Here is a 23,756-nt window from a genome sequence, read left to right as displayed (position 1 = left end):
TGCCTGCGGAGATGGTTTAGCGGTCCTTTATTCGCCGTCGAGCAGATGCAGTTCCTTGCCCGGCTTGAAACGGACGGCCTTGCCTGGGGTGATGTTTACCTCAGCTCCAGTGCGGGGATTGCGACCGATACCGGTCTTGCGGGGACGGACGTTGAACACGCCGAAACCACGCAGTTCGATGCGATCGCCATTCGCCAGGGCTTTCTTTAGGCTTGAGAAGACGGTGTCGACCGCTGCCTCGGCCTTGACGCGGGGCAGACCGGTTCGCTCGATCACGTGATGGATGATGTCCTGTTTAATCAATGGCTTCACTCCTGAACACAAACGAAGTTTTCAACATCCCCGGTTATGGTGTGATGCTAAGAAGGTTTTCCGGCATTGTCAACGCTCGGATCGTCTCGTAAGATGCAAGTTTTGGAGTAACTTAAGCAAAGCTGGCTGGTTTTTTTGACCCCGGTTAAGGAGTTTTCTTGGCAATTAAAAGCGATCGTTGGATTCGTGAGCAGGCAGTTAACCACGGAATGATCACCCCTTTCAGCGAAAAGCAGGTACGCGAGGGCGTGATTTCCTACGGGTTGTCCTCGTACGGCTACGACCTGCGGGTGTCGAACGAGTTCAAGATTTTCACCAATGTAAACAGCGCGATTATCGACCCCAAGCACTTTGACGAACGATCTTTTGTCTCGGTTGAAGCAGATTCGGTCATCGTCCCGCCGAACTCTTTTGCGCTGGCCCGTTCTATCGAATACTTCAAGATTCCCCGGGACGTACTGACGATCTGCGTGGGCAAGTCCACGTATGCCCGCTGCGGCATCATCGTCAACGTGACGCCGTTCGAACCGGAATGGGAAGGCTTTGTGACTCTCGAGATCTCGAATACCACCCCTCTGCCGGCCCGGGTATATGCGAACGAAGGACTCTGCCAGATCCTGTTCTTCCAGTCGGACGAAGTCTGCGAAATCAGCTATGCTGATCGCCAGGGCAAGTACCAGAAACAGCAGGGCATCGTACTGCCTAAACTGTAAAAAACGCATCATAGTGCCAGACTTGAAGCGGATGGCCGCGTGAGACGGCAACCCGCGCACGTTTATTTTTGAAGTTTCCCCTATTTGTATGACCCACTCGGATGACAGGCCGCCACGTCTGCACATCGGTTTACTGGATTTCGAACCGCTGCGCGTTGCGGGTTTCGAATCGGTTTTTGCCGATGAACCCCGCATTGCCGTGGAGCGTATCCCTGAAGCGAAGGCGCTGGCTGACGGCGTCTTCGATATGGTGATGGTCAGTCTCGGTAACCCCGTCGAAACTTTCGAAACCCTTGCGCGCCTTCGCGCCGCCCATTCCAAGCTGCGGCTGGTGGTCATGGGAATCGAAAGCGACGAGGAAACCATCATCAGCGCCATCGCTGCGGGCGCCAAAGGTTACCTACAGGTAACCGCTTCTCCGGAACAGGTAATGCAGTGTATCGAGGTCGTCGAGGCCGGGTCCATCTGGGCTCCCCGTCGCGTGCTTTCCGCCTTCGTCGATCGCATGCTGCACTCCTCTGAAAAGCCCGTTCTGCGCCATCATTTCAAGTTCACAGGCCGTGAGCGCGAAGTAATGCGGCTGCTTATAGCGGCACGGTCCAATAAAGAGATTGCCGATACCCTCGGCATTGAAGAACGCACCGTAAAAGCCTACGTCGCCCGCCTCATGCGCAAAGTGGGAGTGGAGAACCGGATCGCCCTGTCGATCCAGGTAGCGACGCGCACTTTGGTAATAAGTGACGAAGAGTGATTTTTTTGCATTCGTATCAAACAAACCGGTTACTTTTGATCACTGGCCAACTAGCATCTTGCTTGTTACTTTGGATTGCAGTACAACGTTACTAGCAACAACGCAGATCTGGGGAACGGGGCTGGCGGCGCAGGAAACTGAACCGCAGCCCCACTTTTTTTGGTTTCCACGATACTTCTTTTCAAGCACTTATCTTCAACCCCCATCCCAAATCCTGCATCTACCTACTTGGCCGTAGTAAGTCCAGCTTCTCCAGCGAATTGGAGACGACCGGCTTACCAAACCGCCACAGGTTTTGTCTGTAAGACAGGAGAAAGAACGAATGAAAACAACCAAGATTCTCGCAACCTTCCTCTGCGCCGCTGGACTGGCATCTCCGGCATTTGCCGCGTCGAGCAAAGCTGACTTGAACGATCGCCTCGAAAAGGCCCGTGTCATTATCAACGAGATTATGCAGACTCCGGATAAGGGCGTTCCCGACAACATCATGAAGCAGGCAACCTGCGTGGCCGTGGTTCCCAGCCTGAAGAAGGCGGCTTTCCTGGTTGGCGGCCAGTACGGCCAGGGTGTTGTGACCTGCCGCACCGGTCATGGCTGGAGCGCTCCGGCATTTATCCGCATGGCAGGCGGTTCCTTCGGCTTCCAGATCGGTGGACAGGGTACGGATCTGGTAATGGTCGCCGTCAATGACCGCGGCATGCAGGACCTTCTGAAGAGCAAGTTCAAGATCGGTGGCGATGCTGCTGCTGCCGCCGGCCCGGTCGGCCGCAACTCGCAGGCGTCGACCAACCTGACCCTGAAGTCTGAGCTGCTGACCTACTCTCGCAGCCGTGGACTTTTCGCCGGCATCGATCTTGACGGCACCTCGGTCAGCCAGAACATGGATGACACCAATGAGTACTACGGCGCGCCGCATGACTTTCAGGAGATCCTGAAGGGCAACGTTCTGCCCCCGGATGGCGCGAAGCCGTTCGTGCGTACGATTGCGAAGTACTTCCACGCTTCGCAGGATTAACATTCGCTCCACGATGCAAAAAAGCCCAGCCTCGCGGCTGGGCTTTTCACTGCAGGTAAGATGTTGCGGAATTTCTTCGAACCGGTCTTATTTCGGGTCGATCCAGCCGCCGAAATCCTTGGTCATTTCCGCAGCGGAATCGGGTCCCCATGTTCCGGGCACGTACTCCTGCGGGGTGATATCGGCCTCAAGAATCGGCTCGAGGATACGCCATGATTCTTCGACGTAGTCCTCACGGGCGAACCAGGCCTGGTTACCGCGCATAGCGTCGCCGATAAGCTCCTCGTAGGGCAGGAAGTTGTCGGTGCCGCACTCCTGGGTCGCGACCAGTTCGGTCATGCAGCCACGCAAACGATCTCCGGCTTCCTTTACCGAGGAACCGATAGCGATGACCGGCTCGGGGCTCACACGGAAGCGGACATAGTTTGCCGGGGGCACGGTCTCGGAGAAGACCGGAGGCACCTGGCGGAACTTTGCCGTGATCTCCGTCTTGGTGATGGGCAACAGCTTGCCGGTGCGGATGAAGAAAGGAACGTCGCGCCAGCGCCACGAGTTGATGTAGAGGCGCATGGCCGCGAAGGTTTCCACCTTTGAGCCTGGCTTTACGCCCGGCTCGTCGTGGTAGCCCTTGAACTGGCCAAGCACGATGTCATCCGGCTGAATGCTCTGTACGCTCTTGAGCACCTTGACGCGCTCATCGCGGATGGACTCGACGTCAGGACACGGCGGCGGTTCCATTGCGATATTGCTGATGAGCTGCATCAGGTGATTCTGGGCCACGTCGCGCAGCGCACCGACGCCATCGTAGAAACCTCCGCGGCCCTGGATGCCGAAGCTCTCGGCCATGGTGATCTGAACGCTTTCGATGAAGCGGCGATTCCATACCGGCTCAAGGAAAGAGTTGGCGAAGCGGAAGAAGATGATGTTCTGAACGGTGTTCTTACCGAGGTAATGATCGATGCGGAAGACTGAGTTCTCGCCAAACACCCGGTGAATATCGAGGTTGAGCTTGCGAGATGATTCGAGATCGTGGCCGAAGGGCTTTTCAACGATAACGCGAGCACCTTCCGCACCACCGGATTGTCTCAGCTTTTCGACGACTTCAAGAAACAGGCTGGGAGGAATAGCGAGATAATGCAGCGGATGCTTGGCACCGCCTAGCTCTTTCTTGACACGGGCGAAGGTGTCGTCATCGCTGTAATCGCCATCGACGTAACGAAGCAAATCGAGCAGGATAGGAAAGCCTACGGGATCGAGGCCTCCGTGTTTTTCAACGCTGTCCTTCGCGCGCGCTTTGAGCTGATCGAGGTTCCATCCTGCTTTGGCAACACCGATAACCGGTCCCTTCAGCAGGCCGCGCCGTGCGAGACGCTGCAGTGATGGGAAGATCTGCTTGTATGCGAGATCTCCGGTGGCTCCGAAAAAGACTAATGCGTCTGACTGCGGTTGATCCATTCCACTACCTTTCTATAAAAATTGTAGCTTCTATTCGACTATCGGTGGGATGCGAACGATCCAAGAGAAAGATCGGCAATCCTCTGCGCACACTTCACTTCTCACGCCGGCCGCATCTTCGGCGCGTTATCTCCCGTCCATTAGACTAAATAAGAACGATGAAAGACCCGCTTTGCCATGCGTGAAAACCTGGAGTACGCCTTCGTCTGGACGCTGGTGAAGCTGATGGGCGCGCTGCCGAGAGGCGCAGCACGTGCCGTGGGCGCCACCATTGGAGCCATTGCCTATGCAGCGCTGGGACGCCTGCGCTCGGTAGGGCTCAGAAATCTTGAACTTGCCTATCCGGAAAAAACGGCCGCAGAGCGCGACAGCATTCTACGCGCTCTTTATCGCAACCTGGGCTGGCTGCTGGCCGAGTTTTGCCAGATGCCCTCTTACACCCGCGAAAATACACGAGATTTTATTCGTTACGAGGGGCTTGAGAACTACCTGGCGGCCAAGGATCGCGGCAAGGGCGTACTGATTGTGACCGGACACCTGGGTGCGTGGGAGCTCTCGAGCTTCTACCACTCGCTGATGGGGCATCCCATGAGCATGGTGATACGCCGGCTCGACAATGCGAAGGTGGATCGCCTGGTGAACACGATCCGTTGCCTGCATGGCAATCGCGTATTGCACAAGGACGATTTTGCACGAGGACTGATCGGCGCGATGCGTTCCGGCGAGACGGTCGGCATTCTCATGGACACAAACATGACACCGCCGCAGGGGGTATTTGTTCCCTTCTTCGGTCACATGGCCTGTACCGCTGCGGGGATGGCGCGTGTAGCGTTGCGTACTGGTGCGAGCGTGCTGCCGGGCTTCATGATCTGGGAGGAATCGGAGCAGAAATATGTTCTGCGGTTCGGTGAGTCGATTGCCTTAGTCGAAAGCGGCGATGACGAACAGGACATGATCGAGAACACCGCACGCTTCACAGCCGCCATCGAAAGCTATGTGCGGCAGTATCCTGAGCAGTGGCTTTGGGTGCATCGCCGCTGGAAGACGAGGCCGGAAGGCGAGCCCTCTCTCTACAACAAACGGGCTTAAAGACTGGTTCGCGTGGCGGCAGCTGCGCGCAAGCGAAAGACGGGAGCGCAACAAATGCGACTGGTGCAACTGGCAGAACTGCTCGATACGCAGCTGAAGGGCGATGCGAAGGAAAAGATGGTCTCGCGTGTCTCCTCGGTGCGCGATGCGGACGCTGAAAGCGTCGTCTTTGCCGAAGACCCGATCGTGCTGGCGCATGCGCTGAAGTCGGCCGCAGTCGCGGTGATTGTCTCCTACAAGCTGTCGGTCGATCTGCCGGAAACGAGCACGGTCGTGCTGATTGCGAAGCAGCCGAAGCTCGCCTTTGCACGGGCGGCAAAGCTGCTGCGTCCGCAGGTAGAAGCAGCGGGCGTTCATGAGACAGCGATCGTCGATGGCAGCGCGCTGCTGGGCCGCAGGCTTACTGTCGAAGCATATGCGGTGGTCGGCAAGGGCGCGAAGCTGGGGGACGGCAGCTTTATCGGAGCGGGCGCGGTCATTGGCGAAGGCGTCATCATCGGCCAGAACTGCAGGATCTATCCGCGCGTGGTGTTGTATCCCGGCGTGGAGCTTGGCGACAATGTAATCGTTCATGCCGGGGCAGTGCTTGGCGGCGATGGATTCGGCTACGTGCGCGATGAAGAGACAGGCGAGTACCTGCAGTTTCCGCAGCAAGGCCGCCTCGTCATCGAAGACGGCGTGGAGATCGGCGCGAATACGACCATCGATCGCGGAGCGCTGGAAGAGACGCGCATAGCGCGTGGCGTGAAGATCGATAACCTCGTTCACATCGGCCACAATGTGACGGTGGAACGTGACGTGGTGATTGCAGCGCAGACAGGCATTTCCGGTTCGAGCACGATTCGCGCACAGGCGATTGTCGGCGGACAGGTGGGCATCGGCGATCATGCCGAGGTGGGTGAGAAAGTGATTCTTGGCTCCGGTTCAGGAGTGCTCACACACAAGAAGGTCAAAGGCGCAGGCGTGGTCTTCTGGGGAAGACCGGCACGGCCTTTGAAGCAGTATCTGAAAGAGCTGGCGACTTTGGCGAAGCTGGCTCGCAAAGACTAGAAGCCTGCTTCCGCACTGATGATCTCTCAGCTCGAATGCGGTCTACTCTCCCACCTTTGCCCTGGAAGAACCATCCTGAACGTGGTGCCCCGGTTGGGAGGTTCGGTCTTGCTCTCGAAGATGAGGGTTCCGCCGTGCCTTTCAAGAATTTCCGCGCTGATCGAGAGGCCCAGACCGGTTCCTCCGATGCCTTTTGTGGTGAAGAATGGCTGGAAGAGCTTTTCTCTGACTTCATCTGAGATCCCCTCGCCAGTGTCCTTGACTGCCAGTTCGATGGAGCCTCCGACGACTTGCATTGAGACAGACAGAATCCCTCCGTGCGGCATGGCGTCGATTGCGTTTCCAACAAGGTTGGCAATTACTTGGCGGATTTCACCGTCACGGCATTGGACCTCGGGGATCTCGAATGGCCATTCCCTCTCCACCGAGATACGCTGCGTTTCGAGCTTACCCCCGAATAGCACGAGGACCGAATCCACAAGCTCAGGCAGGGATGCCGAGGCGGGCGCATGCTGTTGGCGATAGAACTTGAGCGTGTGCGTGGTGATTTCAGAGACGCGCTGGAGCTCGCTTTGCGCCTGCCGTAAGTAGGAGAGCGCCGCAGGGCTGATCTCGCTATGCACGGCGAGATAGAGCAGGTTGGTCACAGCCTCCAGCGGATTGTTCACTTCGTGAGCAATCGATGCGGCGATACGACCCGCGGCGCTCAATTGCTCCGCCATACGGGATGCATCCTGCGCACGGATGCGGGCATCGTGCGCGGCCCGCATCAGGCGCAGCCGATCATGGTACGAGATCACAAGCAGGCAGAAGGTAAAGATGAGAGCATTGCCGACGCCCAGTCGCGCCAGTGCCGCGCCGCCTGCGTCACCGGGGTATCGCAGCGCAACGCTGCCAGGCCGCAGCATCAGTGCGTGCATTCCGCTGTAATGCAGACCACTGATCGCAAGACCAATGGCAAGCGCTCCAAAAACCTGCTGGCCAACGTTGAAGCCTTCGCGATCGCTGCGGTTCAGAAGCAGCAATGCCGCGAAGGATGCCACCAGCGCGATGACGCACGATATTACGATCCAGGGAACAGACCACATCTCGGGCATGCTGAAGTGCACCGCGGACATCCCGATGTAGTGCATGGCACAAATTCCCATGGCGACAAATACGGTGCCCAGCACCAGGCGAAATCGCGAAGGCAACGCCGGAGCGACAGCCAGATGCATTGCCAGGAGAGAGGCAAGGACGGCCGCAGCCATCGACACCGTGGTCCTTCCAACCGAATAGAAGAGTGGAAACGGCGGAACCCACGCCAGCATGCCGACAAAGTGCATCGACCAGATGCCGAACCCGAGAGCCACGCCGCTGATGGTGGCCCACGCAAGCCTGTGTCTGCTGTGCCGTGCATGACGAACGGACTCGAACGCCGCAAAGCCCGACAGGGAGGCAATGGCGAATGACAGCGCAACAGTCCAAAGATCGTAATATCCCGGCAAGCTTCTCTTATGCTCCGCGTGAATAATCAGTATAGATATCCCGAAGTAGCTTACAGGGCAAGGGAAATTACAAGGAAGATATTATCTTTCACGTTTCGAAAGGCAGTTATAGTTGCCGGGCCAACACGAGCGTGATGTCGTCTGGCTGTTCCTGGCCGCCGATCCAGGTGCGCAGGGCCTGCATCACCTGTTCGGAGATGGCGTCCAGGGGCAGGTGACGGTTGCGGCGTACTACTTCGAGCATGCGCTCTTCGCCGAACTCCCCGAACTCATTCTCGGGCTCGGTTACACCATCGCTGTAGGCGATGAGGATATCGCCCTTATGCAGCTCCTCTATTCCCTGCTGGTAGCTCATGTTATCGATGAGGCCTACGACTGTGCCTCCGCAATCGAGACGGGTAACGGAGTCGTCGGAACGCAGCAACAGCGGCGGTAACTGGCCGCCGTTCGAGTAGATGAGCTTACGCTTGGCTCCATCGTAGTGCGCAAGGAAGAGCGTTGCGTACTTCTCCGGCTGGGTGCTGCGGTAGATGTGGCGATTGAGCAAGCCGAGGATGTGAGCCGGTTCCTCGAACAGCTCGCCGCACTCTTCGGGATCGTCGGCCACATGCGTGCTTGAGATAGTCGCGATGCCCGGAGCGGCTGCGTGCACCAGCTCTTCTCCGGCGAAGCGATAAGCGCGGACAGCGGAGTGCAGCGTGGCCATGAGCAGCGCCGCCGAGATTCCCTTTCCGCTGATATCGCCCAGCGCGATGCCGAGGCCGGTAGGCCCGAAGAGCAGGAAGTCGTAATAGTCGCCACTGACGCTGCGGGCCGGGTAACAGACGCCGTGCAGTTCGAGATTGGGCAGCGAGATGCTGGCGCGCGGGAAGAGATTTGCCTGCACTTCCTGGGCAATGGCCAGCTCGTTCTGCAGGCGCTCCTTCTCACGCTGCTCTTCAAGCAGGCGTTCGAGCGACGAGGCCATGTTGTTAAAGGAGGTGCCGAGCGCCGCGAGCTGGTCGCGACGGGTGACCTCGATGCGATGAGCGAAATCTCCCCTGTCGATGGCGAGCGTGGCCTGGTAAAGACCGCGGATCGATTCGGTAATGGTGCGATTGAGGCGCACCGCCATGACGAAGGCAAAAAGCTCGAGGATCCCGAAGAAGATCGCGATGCCGATCAGGATGTCGCGGATGATAGCCCCGGACTTGAGCGAGGTAATCATGCCGGTTGAAAGCGACGAGCTGAACAGGCGCTGGTAGAGCAGTGACGGCCGCGAGCTGACGTACATGAAGGTCGTGTGCTGGCTTCCGTTGCTCCATTCGAGCGCCGTAAACGGCGAATAGAACGTGACCGGGACGTCGTAGAAATGCTCGCCCGGAACGAGATGACCACCCTGTATAGAGTGCCTTTGCGTTGCGGCTACGTCGATGTCGTGCCCATCGATGTCCACGTCATGGCCATCGTCTTCGCTCCGGATGGGTACCTTGGGATGCGGTTTGCCGCTGTCCTGCACGGGATCGATGATGGTGACTCGCCCCAGGCCGTGCGCGACCAGGTCAACGATCGACCGCGTGAGGGGCACGGTGGAAACGCTCACGACCGTGTGGCCTTCGCCTGAATGGAGATCGACGGCGCACAGATAAAAATGTCCCTGTTCTACGACGACTCCGCTGAAGGGCCGGTTGAGCCAGGCGGGCAGCGGTTCCGGGTTATCCGAATTGAGTATCGAGGGTGAGAGCGTGAGAGGTTTCCCGTCGCGCAGCGCCTGCACCTTCAAGCCGGGATGAACGTGGTCTGCTTCCACTGCCTCAGGCAGCGCGATTCCCAACTTGTCGGCGGGAGACACCTCCGCATGGGCCAGGTGCGTGGCGAAGGTACGGTTCTCCGAAGAAATATGGGCCAGCTCTGACTGAATCTGCGCAGTGGCAGCGAAGATGGCAAACTGGCCGCAGAACACATAAAGCGCAATCAGCGCCAGCGTGACGAAGAGAATGACCGGCGCCAGCCCCATTAACAAATAGGTGACGACCAGACGGTTGCGAACCTTCCAGAGAGCGCTTTTGAAAATCCAGCGCCAGGCGAGAGGAATGCAGAGGCCGAGCAGGATGAGAAGAGTGAAGAGTCCGGTAGCCGCAAAGAATTGGCCCGCAGCCCCGGGGATGAAGCGCAGGACGTCCTGCACGAGATAGATGATGAAAAACCAGAACGCAAGGCGATGAAGCTTGCTCTGCGGAGGTTCGCGCCGAAGCTTTCGAAAAACGCGGGTTTCAAAATTGCGCAGAGTAGCCATCTATGCTGTTGAGTCTACAGCGTTGGACGGTGACGGCATAGCAGAGGATGAGGTTGAAACACAGATGATTACTGCTTTTCCATTGACTTCCCTGCCTCCTCTTCCTGCTTTTTGCGCTGCTCCTCAAGGTCCGCGAGATAAGCCAGGCGCAACGTGTAGCGAGTGGCGGAGAGATGCGCACCGGCGAGCAGGATCAACCCGGTCAGAAATGCCCAGATCATCAGGCTGACGGACACCGAAAAAGGCCCGTACGCAGATTCGAGATCCATGTGAGGCAGCACACGCACGTAGAGGCTCTTGGCAAGATCCCAGAGCAGGCCGGTCACGATAGCCGTAGGCAGAACCGCTCGGATCGGCAGCTTTCTGTTGGGCAATACCCAGTAAATGAGGAAGAAGATGGCCACGCTGAACAGCGCCGCCGATACGCGCAGGAAGACATGCGCCAGAAGATCGGTCGAAAGGTTGTGCCATTTGCCCATGAAGAAGGCCGTGAGCACCCGGTTCTGAAAAGTCGTAAAGGCGATGGACGACAGTGCGAGAAACCCGACGGCGAAGGCCAGCCCCAGGGAGAGAAACTGGTTCTTCCAGTAGGTGCGGTTCTCCGCAACTCCCCACACGCGATTCAGCGCGACTTCGAGCGGTAGAAAGACTCCGGTGGATGAAATCAGCAGCGAGACCACGGAGATGACCTGTACCTTACCCTTCGCATGGGCAAGCAGCCCCATGTTACGCAGGACGAAATCCTGGTGAGCCGGCAGGTAGTAACGCAGCATGTCACCGAGCACGCTTTCCATCGCGGGAGAGTGAAAGAAGCGGCGCTCGATAGTCCACGTCATCACGATGAAGGGGAAGAGCGAAAGGATGGTATTAGCGGCCACGCTGAAGGCATAAGTATGAACCTCCGTCTGGAGCAGATACTTCCAGAGGGAGCTGCAGCACGGCCCCCAGCTGCCGGGTGCCTTGGGCCTTGCAGGAGTCTTGCGCGCGGGCCGGATCGTGATCATTCCTAATCGGAGATGCTAGCAGAGGCTTGGGGAGATGGATGGACGCCGGAGCCGCGCAATGCCAAATTGGTCGGACCATTGGTGATTACTGACGGACATTGGCCTTTAGTAATCTGCAAGATAGCCCTTCATGTGACCGCAATTTTCTCTTGATTCGAATTCATTTTCCTGCCATAACATGAGGACCATTTTTCTACCTCGCGGGGAAAGTGGATTGGAACAGACCTGTTTTTCTGCACATGGATTGCGTTGCTTTCAGCGTGTTCTCCGAACTGTCGAAATGCCTGAGTGGAAACTGCCAGCGGATTCGATGTTCAGTGAGACTTACCTGGAGGCGAAATGTGGGCAGCTTCAACAAAGGAGTGGACGTGAAAGAGAACGGAATCGTGAAGTGGTTCAACGGCGCCAAGGGGTACGGGTTCATCCAGCGTTCGACCGGGGAGGATGTGTTCGTACATTTCTCCGCGATCCAGGACAACGGATACAGGACATTGAACGAGGGCGAATCCGTGGAGTTCGAGTGCCAGCAGGGCCCGAAGGGGCTGAACGCGGCCAACGTCATTCGCGCTGCCTGAACGATCGAGTTTTCCCGGGACACGGCAGCCCTTTGCCTTCCCCTCAACTGCAAAGGGCTGACCGTGTCGATAAAGAACCAGCGTCAGGGTTTTGGAATGAATTGATTGAGTGCCCACCGGCTGGTTTCGGCCAGCACCTGATCTTCAGACTCTGCCCAGTTTTCAAGACGTTCCCGCAGGCTCGGATCTTTGCTGTTGCCTATTGCGACAGCCAGGTTACGCTGGAAGCCCTCCCACTTTGCCCGCTTGACCGGTGAGCCGTAGAACCACTTCGCGTAATCCTCTTCCGACATCGACGCCAGCCAGTCGAGCGCCGGATTCACCAGCTCTTCTCTGGTTGCCAGTGCGGGATCGTTGCTGATGGGTGCGCGACGGTTCCAGGGACAGACATCCTGACAGATGTCGCAGCCGAAGACCTGCCGGCCGATTTTCTCCCGGAATGCTTCCGGAATCTCTCCACGCTTCTCGATCGTCAGGTAAGCGATACAGCGGCTCGCGTCCATCTGGTATGGGGTGAGCGCCTGCGTGGGGCAGGCATCAATGCAACGCGTGCAGCTCCCGCAGCGATCCGCGGCGGGCAGGGTGAGCTCTTCCGGTTCGAGCGCGGTGAGAATGACGCCGAGAAAGAGCCATGAGCCGAGTTGCTGGTTGAGGATGCAGGTATTCTTGCCCGTCCATCCGAGGCCGGCGTAGCGGGCGTAGACGCGCTCGACGAGCGGACCGGTATCGACGAAGCAGCGCGACTCGAATGCACCCATCTGCTCGTGGAGAGCCGAGTCGAGGTGGTTCAGCCGCTTGAGCAGGACCTTGTGGTAATCCGAGGGCCGCATGGCGTCACGATCGTCGCGCAGGCCGGACCATGCGTAGCGGGCAATCCAGCCGGTGGAGGGTGGGGCGGGATCGATGGAGCGCGGTTGGGCGGCGTTGTAGTTTGCAAGGCAGACGATGACGGATCGCACCCAGGGAAATACTGTTCGAACTGAGGTGCGCAGGAGTTCGCCCTGCTCGTTGCGGCGCTTCAGGTACTCCATTTCACCGGCGGCTCCAGTGGCGATCCAATGCTCGAAGCGGTTGCGCTCTTCTGCGCTCTCGGGGTCACCGGGCGGAGGCAGAGCGGCAACTCCGCCACGGGCGAACCCGGCCTCGCGGGCAAGAGCATCGACAATGGAGGAGGTAAATGGCACTCCTTTTAGACTGACACACTGTGGCAATGAGCCGTTCATTGCGTTTTCAAAAACGGTTCCTTAGTATCGGACAAGTTGCTTATGCGCGTTTTGATTACAGGTATTGCCGGCTTCCTGGGATCCCATCTTGCCGATGCCCTTCTGGAACAGTCCCATTCCGTGGTTGGAGTAGACAATCTTTCGACCGGTTCGCTCGAAAACCTGCGACACCTCGAAGGAGAATCCCGCTTTGAATTTCGCGAGCTGGACATCTGCCAGCCTTTCGATCCAGGCAAGGTGGATTATGTCTTCAATTTCGCCTCTCCGGCGAGTCCGGTCGACTACAACCGGCTGGGCGTGGAGACGCTGGAAGTCGGCTCGGCGGGCACGAAGCATTCTCTGGAAGTAGCGAAGCGTTATGGCGCGAAGTTTCTGCACGCTTCGACTTCCGAATGCTACGGCGATCCCAAGGAGCATCCGCAGACAGAATCGTACTGGGGCAATGTGAACCCGATCGGTCCGCGCTCGGTGTATGACGAGGCGAAGCGCTTTTCCGAGGCGCTGGTAATGGCCTACCACCGCTACCACGGCGTCGACACGCGGCTGGTACGCATCTTCAACACCTATGGACCCCGGCTGCAGAAGAACGATGGCCGCGTGATTTCGAACTTCATGGTGCAGGCGCTGCATGGCGAAGACCTGACGGTGTATGGAGAAGGCGACCAGACGCGCAGCTTCTGCTATGTCTCCGATGAGATCGCCGGCATTCTGGCTCTTGCATGGTCAGACGAGCATCTGCCGGTAAATATCGGCAATCCGCACGAGTGGACGATCCTGGATTGCGCGAAGGCCGTGCTCAAGGTAACGGGCTCGAAGAGCCGGATCGTTCATCGCCCGCTGCCCGAGGATGACCCCATGCAGCGCAAGCCGGACATTTCCAAAGCAATGAGCCTGCTGGGCTGGGAACCGAAGGTCGATCTTGAAACCGGGCTGAGGTTAAGCCTGGACTACTTCCGCTCTGTCGAGCCGGCGTAGGCTTCTTTACATCGCTTCGAATGGTTGTCATTTCCCGGCTCTGCGGACGGTTTCGCCTGCGCGGGGGAAATGCAGATCCCTCACTGCGCTCGGGATGACAACCATGTGAGATGTCGCCGGTGGTTGTGGATATGAAGTGTCTCTTGCCGGCAGTCCCCTGCCCACGGAAGCTCCCTGAGACTCTGCCGGATTATTTGTATACAAATACGACCATTTTGGACTGGATTGCGGAGAATCCGGGCCGGTGTAAGGATAGGCTTACAAGCCGCAAAACAATTCTTTATGCTTGCAATACATTTGGGGAAGGTCAGTCGGGCATGGACTTTGAGCAGCTACGCACTTTTCTGGAGGTCTGCCGTTTGCGCAGCTTCTCGAGGGCGGCAGAGAAGCTGTCAGTAACGCAGCCAGCGATTTCGGCACAGATCAGGACGCTGGAAAATGAAGTGGGAGCGAGGCTCTTTGACCGCGATGGCGGCAAGGTAACCTTCACGGCAGCGGGCAAGGTCTTCGAACCCTTCGCCGAGCACTGCCTGCAGTGTCACAACCATATTATGGTCGCCGTGGGAGAGCTGCACCGCTCGCCACGCGGTGAGATCTCCGTAAGCGCGAACGAGGCGACCAGCCTCTATGTACTTCCTTCCGTTTTTGCGCAGTTCAAACGACAATATTCCCGGGTTGGGCTGAGCATTGTGCGTGCGGACCGCGCTCAGTCGGTCGAGTCGGTACTGAGCCGCGAGGTGGACTTCGGCGTGGTTTCGCTGCCGTTGAAAGACGCGCGGCTGACCGTCGACAGCATTCATCGCGACGAGATTGTCCTGGTTGCGCCGAAGGGCCACTCGCTGGCCGAGCGCGATACGGTCAAGTTTGCCGAGATTCTGCAGCATTCCCTTCTGCTGCCGAAGCAGGGCCGCCAGCGGGAATTGATTGAAGACCTCTTCCGCAGCCATGACGTGCAGCCGCGTGTGGCGATGGAAGTTGAGTCGAGTGAGCTGCTGAAGCGGCTGGTGGTCGCAGGGCTGGGCATGGGCTTTTTGCCCCGCGCCAACGTGCTGGCCGACCAGAAGCTGGGATTGCTCGAGATTATCCGTGTGGAAGGCGTGCGCCTGAACCGCGAGCTGGCCGTGATCTACCGCAAGGACAAGACACTGACCCGCGCGGCGCACGCATTCCTTGAAATCGCTACCGGACGTTCGCGTCCGCATGTGCCCGCAACTCCACCTGCTACAACCAGCAAGACCAGACAGACGAAATAAGCATCGGCGAGGGAAAAGATGAAGAAGCAATTGACGTTTGGATTAGTCGTGGGCAACCGTGGGTTCTTCCCGGATCACCTGGCCAAGGAAGGCCGCGAAGAGATGATTGCCGTGCTCGAGGGCGCGGGCATTCGCGTAATCGCACTTACACCGGAAGAATCGAAATATGGCGCAGTCGAAACGCATGAGGAGGCTCGCCGCTGCGGCGACCTCTTCCGCAAGCATCGGGATGAGATCGACGGCATTATCGTGACGCTGCCGAACTTCGGCGATGAGCGCGGCGTTGCTGACGCGATCCGCTACTCGACGCTGAAGGTTCCGGTGCTGGTGCAGGCGACGCCTGACCGCACCGACATCATGAAGATCTCGCATCGCCGCGACAGCTTCTGCGGCAAGATGTCTGCCTGTAACAACCTGATGCAGTACGGCATTCCCTACTCGCTGACGGCGCTGCACACGGTGGCTCCGAAGTCGGAAGAGTTCCTCAAGGACCTCGAATGGTTTGCCGCTGTCTGCCGTGTCGTCGGCGGATTCCGGAACCTGCGCATCGGCGCGCTGGGCGCGCGTCCGGCGGCATTCAATACTGTCCGCTACAGCGAAAAGCTGCTGGAGCGCTCGGGGATTTCGGTGGAAACGCTGGACCTGTCGGAAGTGATGGGCCGCATCGATCGCCTCAAGGACAACGACGACGCTGTGCAGGCCAAGCTGGCCGCGATCAAGGCGTACGTCTCGACGAACGGCATTCCGACCGAAGCGCTGATCAAGATGAGCAAGCTGGGCACGGTGATCGAACAGTGGATGGCGCAGACTTACTGCTCTATCAGCGCGATCCAGTGCTGGACCTCGCTCGAAGAATACTTCGGCGTGGTTCCCTGCACCATCATGAGCATGATGAGCGAGAACCTGCTGCCGAGCGCCTGCGAAGTGGACGTCGTCGGCGTGCTTTCGATGCATGCGATGGCACTGGCCAGCGGCACGCCGAGCGCGCTGCTCGACTGGAACAACAACTACGGCAACGATCCGGACAAGGCTGTCTGCTTCCACTGCTCGAACCTGCCCAAGCACTTCTTCCAGGACGTGGTGATGGACTTCCAGGCGATCATCGCCGGAACCGTGGGCAAGGAAAACACCTTCGGCACCTGCGTGGGCCGCGTGAAGCCGGGCGCGATGACCTACCTGCGCTTCTCTACCGACGAATTCTCGGGAAAGATCCGCGGCTATGTCGGCGAAGGCGAGTTCACGAACGATCCGCTGGAAACATTCGGCGGCGCGGGCGTGGTAAAGATTCCCAACATGCAGAAGCTGCTGCGCTACATCTGCGAGAAGGGCTTCGAGCATCACGTTGCGGCAAACTTCTCGACCACCGCAAGCCCGATCTATGAAGCAGCGGTTCGTTATCTTGGCTGGGAGATGCATCACCACGAGTAAGCTGCCAGGAACACAGGACAAAAGCCCGGCACCAGACGGAAGAAATTCCGGATGGTTCCGGGCTTTGTCTTTCGCCGGATCGGCCCGGCTGAAGCCGAAGCCGCGCATTGATACCAGATCCGCTGCCGGCGGCCAGCCGTGCCATGCTACGCCAGCTTCTGAACTTAGTATCTTGGCGGATGAACGACTTATAAAAATCCTGTTGCTGTACCTATAAGTCGGTGGTACTTTTGGTCCACGCATATCCCCCATGCGTTACCCTGGAAACTTTGTCTGAAGTCAGCAGTGAACGGTCGGACCTCCGCGCTGGTTCGGGCGAGTGCAAAACCCTGACGAGGAGTTTTCCATGGACTCTCTTCAGCCCCGCTGTCTGCAGGACGGAATGCTTGCCGACAGGTCATTCCATAACAACTTCGATCGCACCGCGTTTTCCTTCTCACACTCCCTGCACGAGTCGCCGCTGTTCCGCATGGATTCGCTGCTTGCCCTGGCCGAGCGGTTATCAGCTTTTCCCGGAAGGTACTACATCGAAGAAGGTCAGCCGCATCCGGGTATGGGATGGGGTAGCCGCCTGCCTTCGGCTTCGCTGCTCGAAAGCCTGCGGACGCTCAAAGAGCGGCAGTCACTGGTGATGCTGAAGAGAGTGCAGGCCGAACCCGACTACGCCGATGTTGCCGAGGAGCTGACGAACGAGCTCACGCAGATGACCGGCATCGATATGCGGTCGCATTATCGGGACACTGTAATCACTATTCTGATTGCCTCTCCAGAGCGCGTGACTCCGTACCACATTGACGGCGAGGCAAATCTTCTTATGCAGATACAGGGCATGAAAGACATTTATATCTTCGACGGGACCGACCGCGAGATACTTCCGGCTATAGAAATCGAACACTTCTGGACAGGCGACATTCACGCAGCCACCTACCGGGAGGCGCTGCAGTCGCGGGCATGGTGCTTCCGTCTGCAGCCTGGAATCGGAGTGAGCAACCCGGTGCTCTTTCCTCACTGGGTGCGGAACGGACCGGAGGTATCGATCTCGGTAAGCGTGAATTTCAAGCGCCGGAACGATGACGTGGCAGATGCCTTCAGGGTGAACGCGCGTATGCGGCGGCTTGGGCTGCACCCCATGGAGCCAGGAAAGATTGCAACGATCGACCATACGAAGGGCGTGATTTACCGGGCATTTCGCGATGCGGCCCACGCTCTGGAAGGCCTCGGACATCATCCGGATCCCACGAAACCTGAGGCCGCGTGAAGTTTCGCGGCCCGGGTTTAACTGGAGCGATCTAGTTGAGACAGGAGCGGTTGCGTCCGGTCCGCTTGGCCTCGTAGAGCGCCTTGTCGGCTCCGGCCAGCCATTCGTCCGCCGTATACGTGGGCTGCCAGCTGCAGACCCCAAAGCTTGCAGTTACATTGAGCAGCGGATTGAAGCAGAGTGGAGCCGCGGCGATTCCGGTGCGCAGGCGCTCGGCGGTCTCGTACGCTCCCTGGATATCGGTGTCGGGAAGCAGGACACCGAACTCTTCGCCCCCGATGCGTCCCAGCACATCACCGGCACGCAGCAATTGGTAGAGCCGGTCGCTGACGCTGCGCAGCACTGTGTCTCCAGCGGGATGCCCGTGCGTGTCGTTGATGCTTTTGAAATGGTCAATGTCGAGCAGCAGCAGAGAATTCGGCCGCCCGTTACGGCTGGAGCGGGCAATGAGCTTTTCCATCTCGAGAAGAAAGCCGCGACGCGTAGCCGCCCCGGTGAGTGAGTCGGTCTGTGCGATGCGGCGCAGCTCGAGCTCGTCGACTACAAGAGATGCGAAGCTTCCCAGCAGTTGAATCTGCTCGGCAGAGTATTCGCGAGGCTTGGTGTCGATGGCACAGAGCGAGCCTACGTTGTAGCCGTCGCTGGTGGTGAGGGGGATGCCGAGATAGCTGCGGATATAAGGCTTGCCGGTGACGAGTACGCTGGTGGCGAAGCGGCTGTCCTCCAGCGCATCGGGAACGTGAAGCGGTTCACGCGCCTGAATCGTGTAAGTGCAGAAGGATATGTCGCGGCTGGTGCTGTCGATGTCCAGCCCGATGCATGATTTGAACCACTGGCGGTCGCGGTCCACGAGGGAGACGAGAACGATCGGCACATTGAAGATGGCCTGAACAAGACTCGTGATGCGGTCGAAAGAGGCTTCGCGAGGCGTATCCAGAACTTCATACCGCTGCAGAGCAGCAAGGCGCCCCGATTCGTCGGCTAGTTTTTCGTCCATGTCCGGTTTACCTCACCATGCTTTTGATCGTCCGAACCAGTTCCTCCCGGTAGGAGGCGATCATCAGCGAAACGCTTTCTTCGATCTGCATGTCGTTGATGCCTGCGGTCTGCAGGTTGCGAATGAACTGGATAAGGTTCGCACGATGGCGACGAAGGCTGTCTTCCAACTGGGGAGGTACATCAAGATCTGAGAACGCGTTCTGAGCAATCGACTCTGTCGGACTCTCCATGTTCGCCTTCGTCATAGATTTTCACCTATGGTAAATCGGTTACGGTGAAGTGCGAAATGATCGAGGCAGGAGTTTACTAAATGTAAAACAAATTGGTACCGGGGTGTATGACGTGAAAAGAGGAGGCGTATTCGCCTCCTCTTCTCGTGTTCACTGGTCTCGCTATCTTTTGAGCTTTTCCTGCAGTCCGGAACTGAGAGCCAGCTCAATCAAGGTGCGCTGTTCCATCTCGTGCGCCTTGGGCGAACCGGTTGCAGGCGATGCCGCCGCCGAACGCTTGATGCTGAGCACCTGGCGGTCGCGGGCTACACGGCGCAGGCGCGGCAGTACGTAGGCATGCGCACCCATGTTCTCCGGCTCTTCCTGTACCCAGATGACTTCATGAGCATGGGGATGCGCCTGGATGGCAGCTGCCAGCTCGGCCTCGGGCCACGGATACATCTGCTCCAGGAAGATGATGCCGGTAGTGTTGTCGCCGCGCTTCTTGCGTTCGACTCGCAGCTCGTGACCGATCTTTCCGGTGCAGATCAGCAGGCGCTTCGCATCCTGGATCTCCGTCTCCGGAAGTACGTTGAGGAAGCGTGAGCGGCTGAAATCCTCGATCGGCGATACCGCGTCGGGGTGGCGCAGCATGCTCTTCGGCGTAAACACAACCAGCGGCTTGCGCCACTTGCGCAGAGCCTGGCGGCGCAACAGGTGGAAGTACTGCGCGGCGGTGGAAGGCTGGCAGATCTGCATGTTGTCATGCGCGGCCAGCTGCAGGTAGCGCTCGACGCGCGCCGAGGAATGCTCCGGGCCCTGACCTTCGTAGCCGTGCGGCAGCAGCAGGGTTACGCCGCCGAGCAGCCCCCACTTGTCTTCGCCCGAGGAGATGAACTGATCGATGATGATCTGTGCGCCGTTGGCGAAATCGCCGAACTGGGCCTCCCACAGGATGAGGCATTCAGGGTAGTCGCGGCTGTATCCGTACTCGAAGCCGAGAACGCCGGCCTCGGAAAGCATGGAGTTGTAGACTTCAAATTTCGCCTGATCATCGGAGAGATGGCGGAGCGGAACCCACGACTCTTCGTTTTCGATGTCGATCAGCACGGAGTGGCGCTGGTTGAAGGTGCCGCGCTGGCTGTCCTGCCCGCTGAGGCGAACCGGCGTTCCCGACTTCAACAGAGAGGCGAAGGCGACGGCCTCGGCCATGCCGTAGTCCAGGGGCTTCTGCCCGCTGCCCATCTCGGCGCGCTGTTCCAGTAACTTTTTGATCTTGGCGTGGATGTGGAAGCTCTCGGGATAGCTGGTGAGCGCCCTGGTCAGCTCGCCGATCTCCTCGCGGCTGATGCCGGTCTCCACTTCGTATTCCGGCTTGTAAGGGCCGCCGGTGTAGGCCGACCAGTATTCGGGCAGCTTGGCGAGCACGGCCATCTTTTGCATGGTCGTGGCCTGCTTTTGGGCCTCGGCGAACTCGGCCTGCAGTTCCTGCACGCGCGGAGCGATGTCCGCACCGATCTGCTTGGCGTAAATCTCGTAGAGCGGAGGATGGTTCTTGATGCGCGCGTAGCGCAGCGGCTGCGTGATGGTCGGGTCGTCGACCTCGGAGTGACCGTGGCGGCGATAGCCGATGAGGTCGATGACTACGTCGCTCTTGAAGGCGTGGCGATATTCCGCGGCCAGCGCGGCGATGCGCACAACGGCTGCCGGGTCTTCCGCATTGACGTGGAAGATGGGAATAGGCAGGCGGCGCGAAATGTCAGAGGAGAAACGCGTGGAGTTCGATTCTTCCGGCTCGGCGGTGAAGCCGATGAGATTGTTGACGATGATCTGGATCGTCCCGCCGACGGTGTAGCCCTCAATGGTGGCGAGGGTCAGCGTCTCGGCCCAGATTCCCTGCCCGGCATAAGCGGCATCGCCGTGGATGAGCACCGGCAGAACCTTTTCTTCGCCCTTTTCCGGATAGCGCTGCTGCTTGGCGCGTGCGCGGCCCATGGCGACAGGGTCGACAGCCTCAAGATGGCTGGGGTTCGAGACCAGGTGAAGCGCCATCGTTTCGCCGTTGCGCGTGGGGTAGGTTCCGGTCGCGCCGACGTGATACTTCACGTCTCCGCCGCCCAGTATGCTGCGCGGGTCGACGTCTTCGAACTTCGAGAAGATATCGCTGGCGGATTTGCCGAAGGTGTTCACCATGACGCTGAGGCGTCCGCGATGGCTCATGGCCATCATCGACTTCTCTGCCCCTAACTCGGAGGCGCGGTTCAACAGCTCATCGAGGAACGGGATCAGCGCCGTGACACCTTCGAGCGAGAAACGCTTGGTACCGAGGTAGCGCGACTGGATGACCTGCTCGAACATGTCGGCGCGGGTCAGCAGTTCCAGAATCCGGTGCTGCGCGGCTTCGTCGACAGCGAGGGCATCGGCCTCGAGCCGTTCGGCGATCCACTGTCTGCGCTCGGGAGACGGAATGTGCATGAACTCAGCGCCGACGGTTGAGCAGTAATACTTGCGGGCTTCGTCCGCGTCGGGGCCGGCGATGTCGAGTTCGGAGACTTTTTCGGGCGGAAGGTACTGTCCGAGGGGATCGAGATTCGCCTGGAGGTAGCCCCAGCGACGGAATGTCTCGAAAATCTGTTCGCGCGTAAGGGAAGCCTGCTGTACGGAGGGGGCGGTCGAGGGGTCGGGTGCCAGCTTGGTTGTACTCATATCCATGGGGATGCAGCCGGCTGATTTTCTGGGGCGCTCAGGCTCCAGGCGTTCCGCGCTCGCCGCATCGCAAACTTTATTTTAGCTCTTTCCAGACCGGTGGCGCGAAATCATTGCAGGAGTTGAGCTTGGCGTTCCCAATTCGGCAACGCCTGAAAGATTTAAGCTGCAAGCCCATGTCTCACAAGCGAAACATGGGGCACCCATTTGGGAAGTGTGCGAGCCCGCCCATGACGATAAGGCTGTCATGGATGGGGCACCCGCACCCGCGTTTATCACCCGGCGCGCGGCTACTTCAGACCGGGAACAGCCATGGCGATGAAATCCATCTGCCAGGTCGGCGCAAGATCGTGCTGGCGCAGCAATGTGGCGAGTTGGGCATAGTGCCGGATGGCGTGAAGCAGCAGGTGCCCGTAAACGATGCGGCGCTGGGCGCGGAAGGTTCCACCCTTGCGCGTGGTCATGGTGAACCACTCATTCCAGAAGGCTTCGTCACGGCCCTTTAAGTTATCGAGCATCGCCATGGCTTGATCGTGAGTGGCGAAAATGCTCTCCACCGAATCGCTGGGGACGTCTTCGTACGCGGTTTCGGGCTGCTCGTTGAGGCGCTGCGCATAACGCAGTTCTACGGCGACGATGTGCTGCAGCAGGCCTGCGACGTTCGTGGTTTCACGAATGTCGCAGGGGATTGCAAGCGCTTCGGGGTGGGCGGCAAGAAGCTGCCGCCACTCCGAGGCCATGTTTTCAACCCATGCCTTCAGCTCTTCGCCGGAGATGCCGGGCAGGCTCACTGGCTCACCTTAAGGAAAAGGACACCGTGCGAGGGCACAACCTGGGTGACTTCGCCGTTCTTCGCAGTCACTTCGGTTCCCTTCCACAGGTCGCGAAGCTTTGCTCCCTGCGGGAAGCCCACGTCCTTGAGGCGAAGGGTCATCGGTGAGGCGAGCTCTCCGCGATTGAAGAGCGCAATGGCCTTGGCTCCGCCGGAGAGCGGCTTGGCCCAGACCTCGTAGGGACCGACAGCCCAGAGGCGGTCACCCTGCTTGCCGAGCGCGTCCTGGTCAACTGCGATCACGTCCTTGTTGGTCAACATGCCGAGTGTTTCCTTCGACATCTTGCTGAGGTCGTTGCCGGCGAGCAACGGCGCGGCCAGAACCGCCCACAGGGCCATGTGCGTGCGGTACTCGTCGGCGTTCATGCCCCCGTTGCCGACTTCAAGCATGTCCGGGTCGTTCCAGTGGCCGGGTGCAGCGTATTTGGACAATCCCGCCTGGGAGAAACCGATGGTTTCCATGCGGGCGTAGGTATCGTTGATGTCGCCGGTCGTGCGCCATGCGTTGCCGCCGACTTCAGGGCCCCATGCCCATACGTCATTCCAGCCATACTGGCAGAGGCTGAAGAGGATCGGGCGTCCGGTTGCAACGAGCGCCTTGTGCATCTTTTCGTAAGCTGCCTTCTGAATCACGAAGGCCTTCAGGCGATCGCCGCCGGACTGCTTGTCCATGACTTCGCGCAGGCCGCAGAGGTCGTACTTGAGGTAGTCGATGCCCCAGGCTGCATAGGTCTTCGCATCCTGCTCTTCGTGGCCGTAGCTGCCCTCATAACCGGCACAGGTCTTGGGTCCAGGCGAGGAGTAGATGCCGAGCTTGAGTCCCTTCGAGTGAACGTAGTCGGCGAGAGCCTTCATGTCAGGGAATTTTTTGTTTGTCTGGATGTTGCCGTTCGAATCGCGTCCGGCCTCCCAGGTGTCGTCGATGTTGACGTAGATGTATCCAGCGTCGCGCATGCCGCTGGATACGATCGCATCGGCGGCGGCACGGACATCGGCATCGGTCACCTTGTCGGCGAAGTGGTTCCAGCTGTTCCAGCCCATCGGCGGAGTTGCTGCGACTTTCTGTGCGAAGGCAGAAGCGGTGAGAAAAATGAAGGCGGCAATAAACGACAACAAACGTCGAGACATTTGGGCGTGGCTCCCCGAT

21 protein-coding genes are annotated in these 23,756 nt (G+C 58.8%); 10 read left to right on the top strand and 11 right to left on the bottom strand.

What is annotated here, in order from left to right; all coding sequences use genetic code 11:
• Window positions 1–27: 27 nt before the first annotated feature.
• Complete coding sequence (locus tag LJD29_RS15595) at window positions 28–303, bottom strand: HU family DNA-binding protein (protein ID WP_446742474.1); 276 nt, start codon at window positions 301–303, stop codon at window positions 28–30.
• 167 nt (window positions 304–470) lie between these two features.
• On the opposite strand from LJD29_RS15595, the gene dcd reads away from it, so the two are divergent.
• The 3 genes from dcd (at window position 471) to LJD29_RS15580 (ending at window position 2,791) form a co-directional block, all read left to right on the top strand.
• A complete protein-coding gene (gene dcd / locus LJD29_RS15590) occupies window positions 471–1,025 on the top strand; it encodes a dCTP deaminase (protein WP_446742473.1) in 555 nt (184 codons plus the stop codon).
• Between the two features lie 88 nt (window positions 1,026–1,113).
• Entirely contained in the window at window positions 1,114–1,776 is a 663-nt protein-coding gene (locus tag LJD29_RS15585; protein WP_446742472.1) for a LuxR C-terminal-related transcriptional regulator, read from the top strand.
• Window positions 1,777–2,098: 322 nt separating this feature from the next.
• Entirely contained in the window at window positions 2,099–2,791 is a 693-nt protein-coding gene (locus LJD29_RS15580; RefSeq protein WP_446742471.1) for a lipid-binding SYLF domain-containing protein, read from the top strand.
• An 87-nt stretch (window positions 2,792–2,878) separates the two neighbouring features.
• On the opposite strand, the gene zwf is transcribed toward LJD29_RS15580, so the two are convergent.
• Window positions 2,879–4,246 carry a glucose-6-phosphate dehydrogenase gene (gene zwf / locus LJD29_RS15575; protein WP_446742470.1) on the bottom strand — a complete coding sequence of 456 codons (1,368 nt, stop codon included), beginning with the start codon at window positions 4,244–4,246 and terminating at the stop codon, window positions 2,879–2,881.
• A 177-nt stretch (window positions 4,247–4,423) separates the two neighbouring features.
• Here zwf and LJD29_RS15570 point away from each other — a divergent pair, with 177 nt between their 5' ends.
• Window positions 4,424–5,335, top strand: a complete 912-nt coding sequence (locus LJD29_RS15570; protein ID WP_446742469.1) for a lysophospholipid acyltransferase family protein — start codon at window positions 4,424–4,426, stop codon at window positions 5,333–5,335.
• A 54-nt stretch (window positions 5,336–5,389) separates the two neighbouring features.
• A complete protein-coding gene (gene lpxD, locus LJD29_RS15565) occupies window positions 5,390–6,385 on the top strand; it encodes a UDP-3-O-(3-hydroxymyristoyl)glucosamine N-acyltransferase (protein ID WP_446742468.1) in 996 nt (331 codons plus the stop codon).
• A 26-nt stretch (window positions 6,386–6,411) separates the two neighbouring features.
• Here lpxD and LJD29_RS15560 read toward each other — a convergent pair whose 3' ends face one another.
• The 3 genes from LJD29_RS15560 to LJD29_RS15550 form a co-directional block, all read right to left on the bottom strand.
• On the bottom strand, window positions 6,412–7,872 hold the full coding sequence (locus tag LJD29_RS15560) for an MHYT domain-containing protein (protein WP_446742467.1): 1,461 nt from the start codon (window positions 7,870–7,872) through the stop codon (window positions 6,412–6,414).
• 106 nt (window positions 7,873–7,978) lie between these two features.
• Window positions 7,979–10,147, bottom strand: a complete 2,169-nt coding sequence (locus LJD29_RS15555) for a PP2C family protein-serine/threonine phosphatase (protein WP_446742466.1) — start codon at window positions 10,145–10,147, stop codon at window positions 7,979–7,981.
• Between the two features lie 68 nt (window positions 10,148–10,215).
• Window positions 10,216–11,151, bottom strand: coding sequence for a YihY/virulence factor BrkB family protein (locus LJD29_RS15550; RefSeq protein WP_446742465.1), 936 nt, complete (start codon window positions 11,149–11,151; stop codon window positions 10,216–10,218).
• A 368-nt stretch (window positions 11,152–11,519) separates the two neighbouring features.
• On the opposite strand from LJD29_RS15550, the gene LJD29_RS15545 reads away from it, so the two are divergent.
• A complete protein-coding gene (locus LJD29_RS15545; RefSeq protein ID WP_446742464.1) occupies window positions 11,520–11,726 on the top strand; it encodes a cold-shock protein in 207 nt (68 codons plus the stop codon).
• An 83-nt stretch (window positions 11,727–11,809) separates the two neighbouring features.
• Here the strand turns inward: LJD29_RS15545 and queG are convergent, their stop codons facing one another.
• Complete coding sequence (gene queG, locus LJD29_RS15540) at window positions 11,810–12,910, bottom strand: tRNA epoxyqueuosine(34) reductase QueG (RefSeq protein WP_446742463.1); 1,101 nt, start codon at window positions 12,908–12,910, stop codon at window positions 11,810–11,812.
• 81 nt (window positions 12,911–12,991) lie between these two features.
• Between queG and LJD29_RS15535 the strand changes: the two genes are divergently transcribed.
• From LJD29_RS15535 to LJD29_RS15520, 4 genes are all read left to right on the top strand, one after another.
• Window positions 12,992–13,924: a UDP-glucuronic acid decarboxylase family protein gene (locus LJD29_RS15535; protein ID WP_446742462.1), complete on the top strand. Its 933-nt coding sequence runs from the start codon at window positions 12,992–12,994 to the stop codon at window positions 13,922–13,924.
• Between the two features lie 317 nt (window positions 13,925–14,241).
• Complete coding sequence (locus LJD29_RS15530; protein ID WP_446742461.1) at window positions 14,242–15,177, top strand: LysR family transcriptional regulator; 936 nt, start codon at window positions 14,242–14,244, stop codon at window positions 15,175–15,177.
• 18 nt (window positions 15,178–15,195) lie between these two features.
• The gene (locus tag LJD29_RS15525; RefSeq protein WP_446742460.1) at window positions 15,196–16,605 is read left to right on the top strand and encodes an L-fucose/L-arabinose isomerase family protein; all 1,410 of its coding nucleotides are present in this window, start codon (window positions 15,196–15,198) and stop codon (window positions 16,603–16,605) included.
• Between the two features lie 346 nt (window positions 16,606–16,951).
• Window positions 16,952–17,863, top strand: a complete 912-nt coding sequence (locus tag LJD29_RS15520) for a hypothetical protein (RefSeq protein WP_446742459.1) — start codon at window positions 16,952–16,954, stop codon at window positions 17,861–17,863.
• A 31-nt stretch (window positions 17,864–17,894) separates the two neighbouring features.
• On the opposite strand, the gene LJD29_RS15515 is transcribed toward LJD29_RS15520, so the two are convergent.
• From LJD29_RS15515 to LJD29_RS15495, 5 genes are all read right to left on the bottom strand, one after another.
• Window positions 17,895–18,860, bottom strand: a complete 966-nt coding sequence (locus tag LJD29_RS15515) for a sensor domain-containing diguanylate cyclase (protein ID WP_446742458.1) — start codon at window positions 18,858–18,860, stop codon at window positions 17,895–17,897.
• A gap of 7 nt (window positions 18,861–18,867) precedes the next feature.
• A complete protein-coding gene (locus LJD29_RS15510) occupies window positions 18,868–19,107 on the bottom strand; it encodes a hypothetical protein (RefSeq protein ID WP_446742457.1) in 240 nt (79 codons plus the stop codon).
• Between the two features lie 147 nt (window positions 19,108–19,254).
• Window positions 19,255–21,777 (bottom strand): 2-oxoglutarate dehydrogenase E1 component, encoded by a 2,523-nt coding sequence (locus tag LJD29_RS15505; RefSeq protein WP_446742456.1) that lies wholly within the window; start codon window positions 21,775–21,777, stop codon window positions 19,255–19,257.
• Between the two features lie 290 nt (window positions 21,778–22,067).
• Window positions 22,068–22,568: a DinB family protein gene (locus LJD29_RS15500; protein WP_446742455.1), complete on the bottom strand. Its 501-nt coding sequence runs from the start codon at window positions 22,566–22,568 to the stop codon at window positions 22,068–22,070.
• Window positions 22,565–23,737 carry a glycoside hydrolase family 27 protein gene (locus tag LJD29_RS15495; RefSeq protein ID WP_446742454.1) on the bottom strand — a complete coding sequence of 391 codons (1,173 nt, stop codon included), beginning with the start codon at window positions 23,735–23,737 and terminating at the stop codon, window positions 22,565–22,567. The genes LJD29_RS15500 and LJD29_RS15495 overlap by 4 nt, the downstream gene beginning before the upstream one ends.
• Window positions 23,738–23,756 lie beyond the last annotated feature (19 nt).

Source organism: Silvibacterium acidisoli (assembly GCA_022870745.1).
Classification (GTDB): Bacteria; Acidobacteriota; Terriglobia; order Terriglobales; family Acidobacteriaceae; genus Silvibacterium.
This window is presented reverse-complemented; position numbering and strand designations above follow the sequence as displayed.

Bases quoted from the DNA above. Each gene is read 5' to 3' on its own strand.
- LJD29_RS15525 (WP_446742460.1), top strand. From the start codon at position 15,196: ATGAAGAAGCAATTGACGTTTGGATTAGTCGTGGGCAACCGTGGGTTC.
- LJD29_RS15530 (WP_446742461.1), top strand. From the start codon at position 14,242: ATGGACTTTGAGCAGCTACGCACTTTTCTGGAGGTCTGCCGTTTGCGC.
- LJD29_RS15515 (WP_446742458.1), bottom strand. From the start codon at position 18,860: ATGGACGAAAAACTAGCCGACGAATCGGGGCGCCTTGCTGCTCTGCAG.
- zwf (WP_446742470.1), bottom strand. From the start codon at position 4,246: ATGGATCAACCGCAGTCAGACGCATTAGTCTTTTTCGGAGCCACCGGA.
- LJD29_RS15510 (WP_446742457.1), bottom strand. From the start codon at position 19,107: ATGACGAAGGCGAACATGGAGAGTCCGACAGAGTCGATTGCTCAGAAC.
- LJD29_RS15570 (WP_446742469.1), top strand. From the start codon at position 4,424: ATGCGTGAAAACCTGGAGTACGCCTTCGTCTGGACGCTGGTGAAGCTG.
- LJD29_RS15520 (WP_446742459.1), top strand. From the start codon at position 16,952: ATGGACTCTCTTCAGCCCCGCTGTCTGCAGGACGGAATGCTTGCCGAC.
- LJD29_RS15585 (WP_446742472.1), top strand. From the start codon at position 1,114: ATGACCCACTCGGATGACAGGCCGCCACGTCTGCACATCGGTTTACTG.
- lpxD (WP_446742468.1), top strand. From the start codon at position 5,390: ATGCGACTGGTGCAACTGGCAGAACTGCTCGATACGCAGCTGAAGGGC.
- LJD29_RS15495 (WP_446742454.1), bottom strand. From the start codon at position 23,737: ATGTCTCGACGTTTGTTGTCGTTTATTGCCGCCTTCATTTTTCTCACC.
- LJD29_RS15550 (WP_446742465.1), bottom strand. From the start codon at position 11,151: ATGATCACGATCCGGCCCGCGCGCAAGACTCCTGCAAGGCCCAAGGCA.
- LJD29_RS15555 (WP_446742466.1), bottom strand. From the start codon at position 10,147: ATGGCTACTCTGCGCAATTTTGAAACCCGCGTTTTTCGAAAGCTTCGG.
- LJD29_RS15505 (WP_446742456.1), bottom strand. From the start codon at position 21,777: ATGAGTACAACCAAGCTGGCACCCGACCCCTCGACCGCCCCCTCCGTA.
- LJD29_RS15535 (WP_446742462.1), top strand. From the start codon at position 12,992: ATGCGCGTTTTGATTACAGGTATTGCCGGCTTCCTGGGATCCCATCTT.
- LJD29_RS15580 (WP_446742471.1), top strand. From the start codon at position 2,099: ATGAAAACAACCAAGATTCTCGCAACCTTCCTCTGCGCCGCTGGACTG.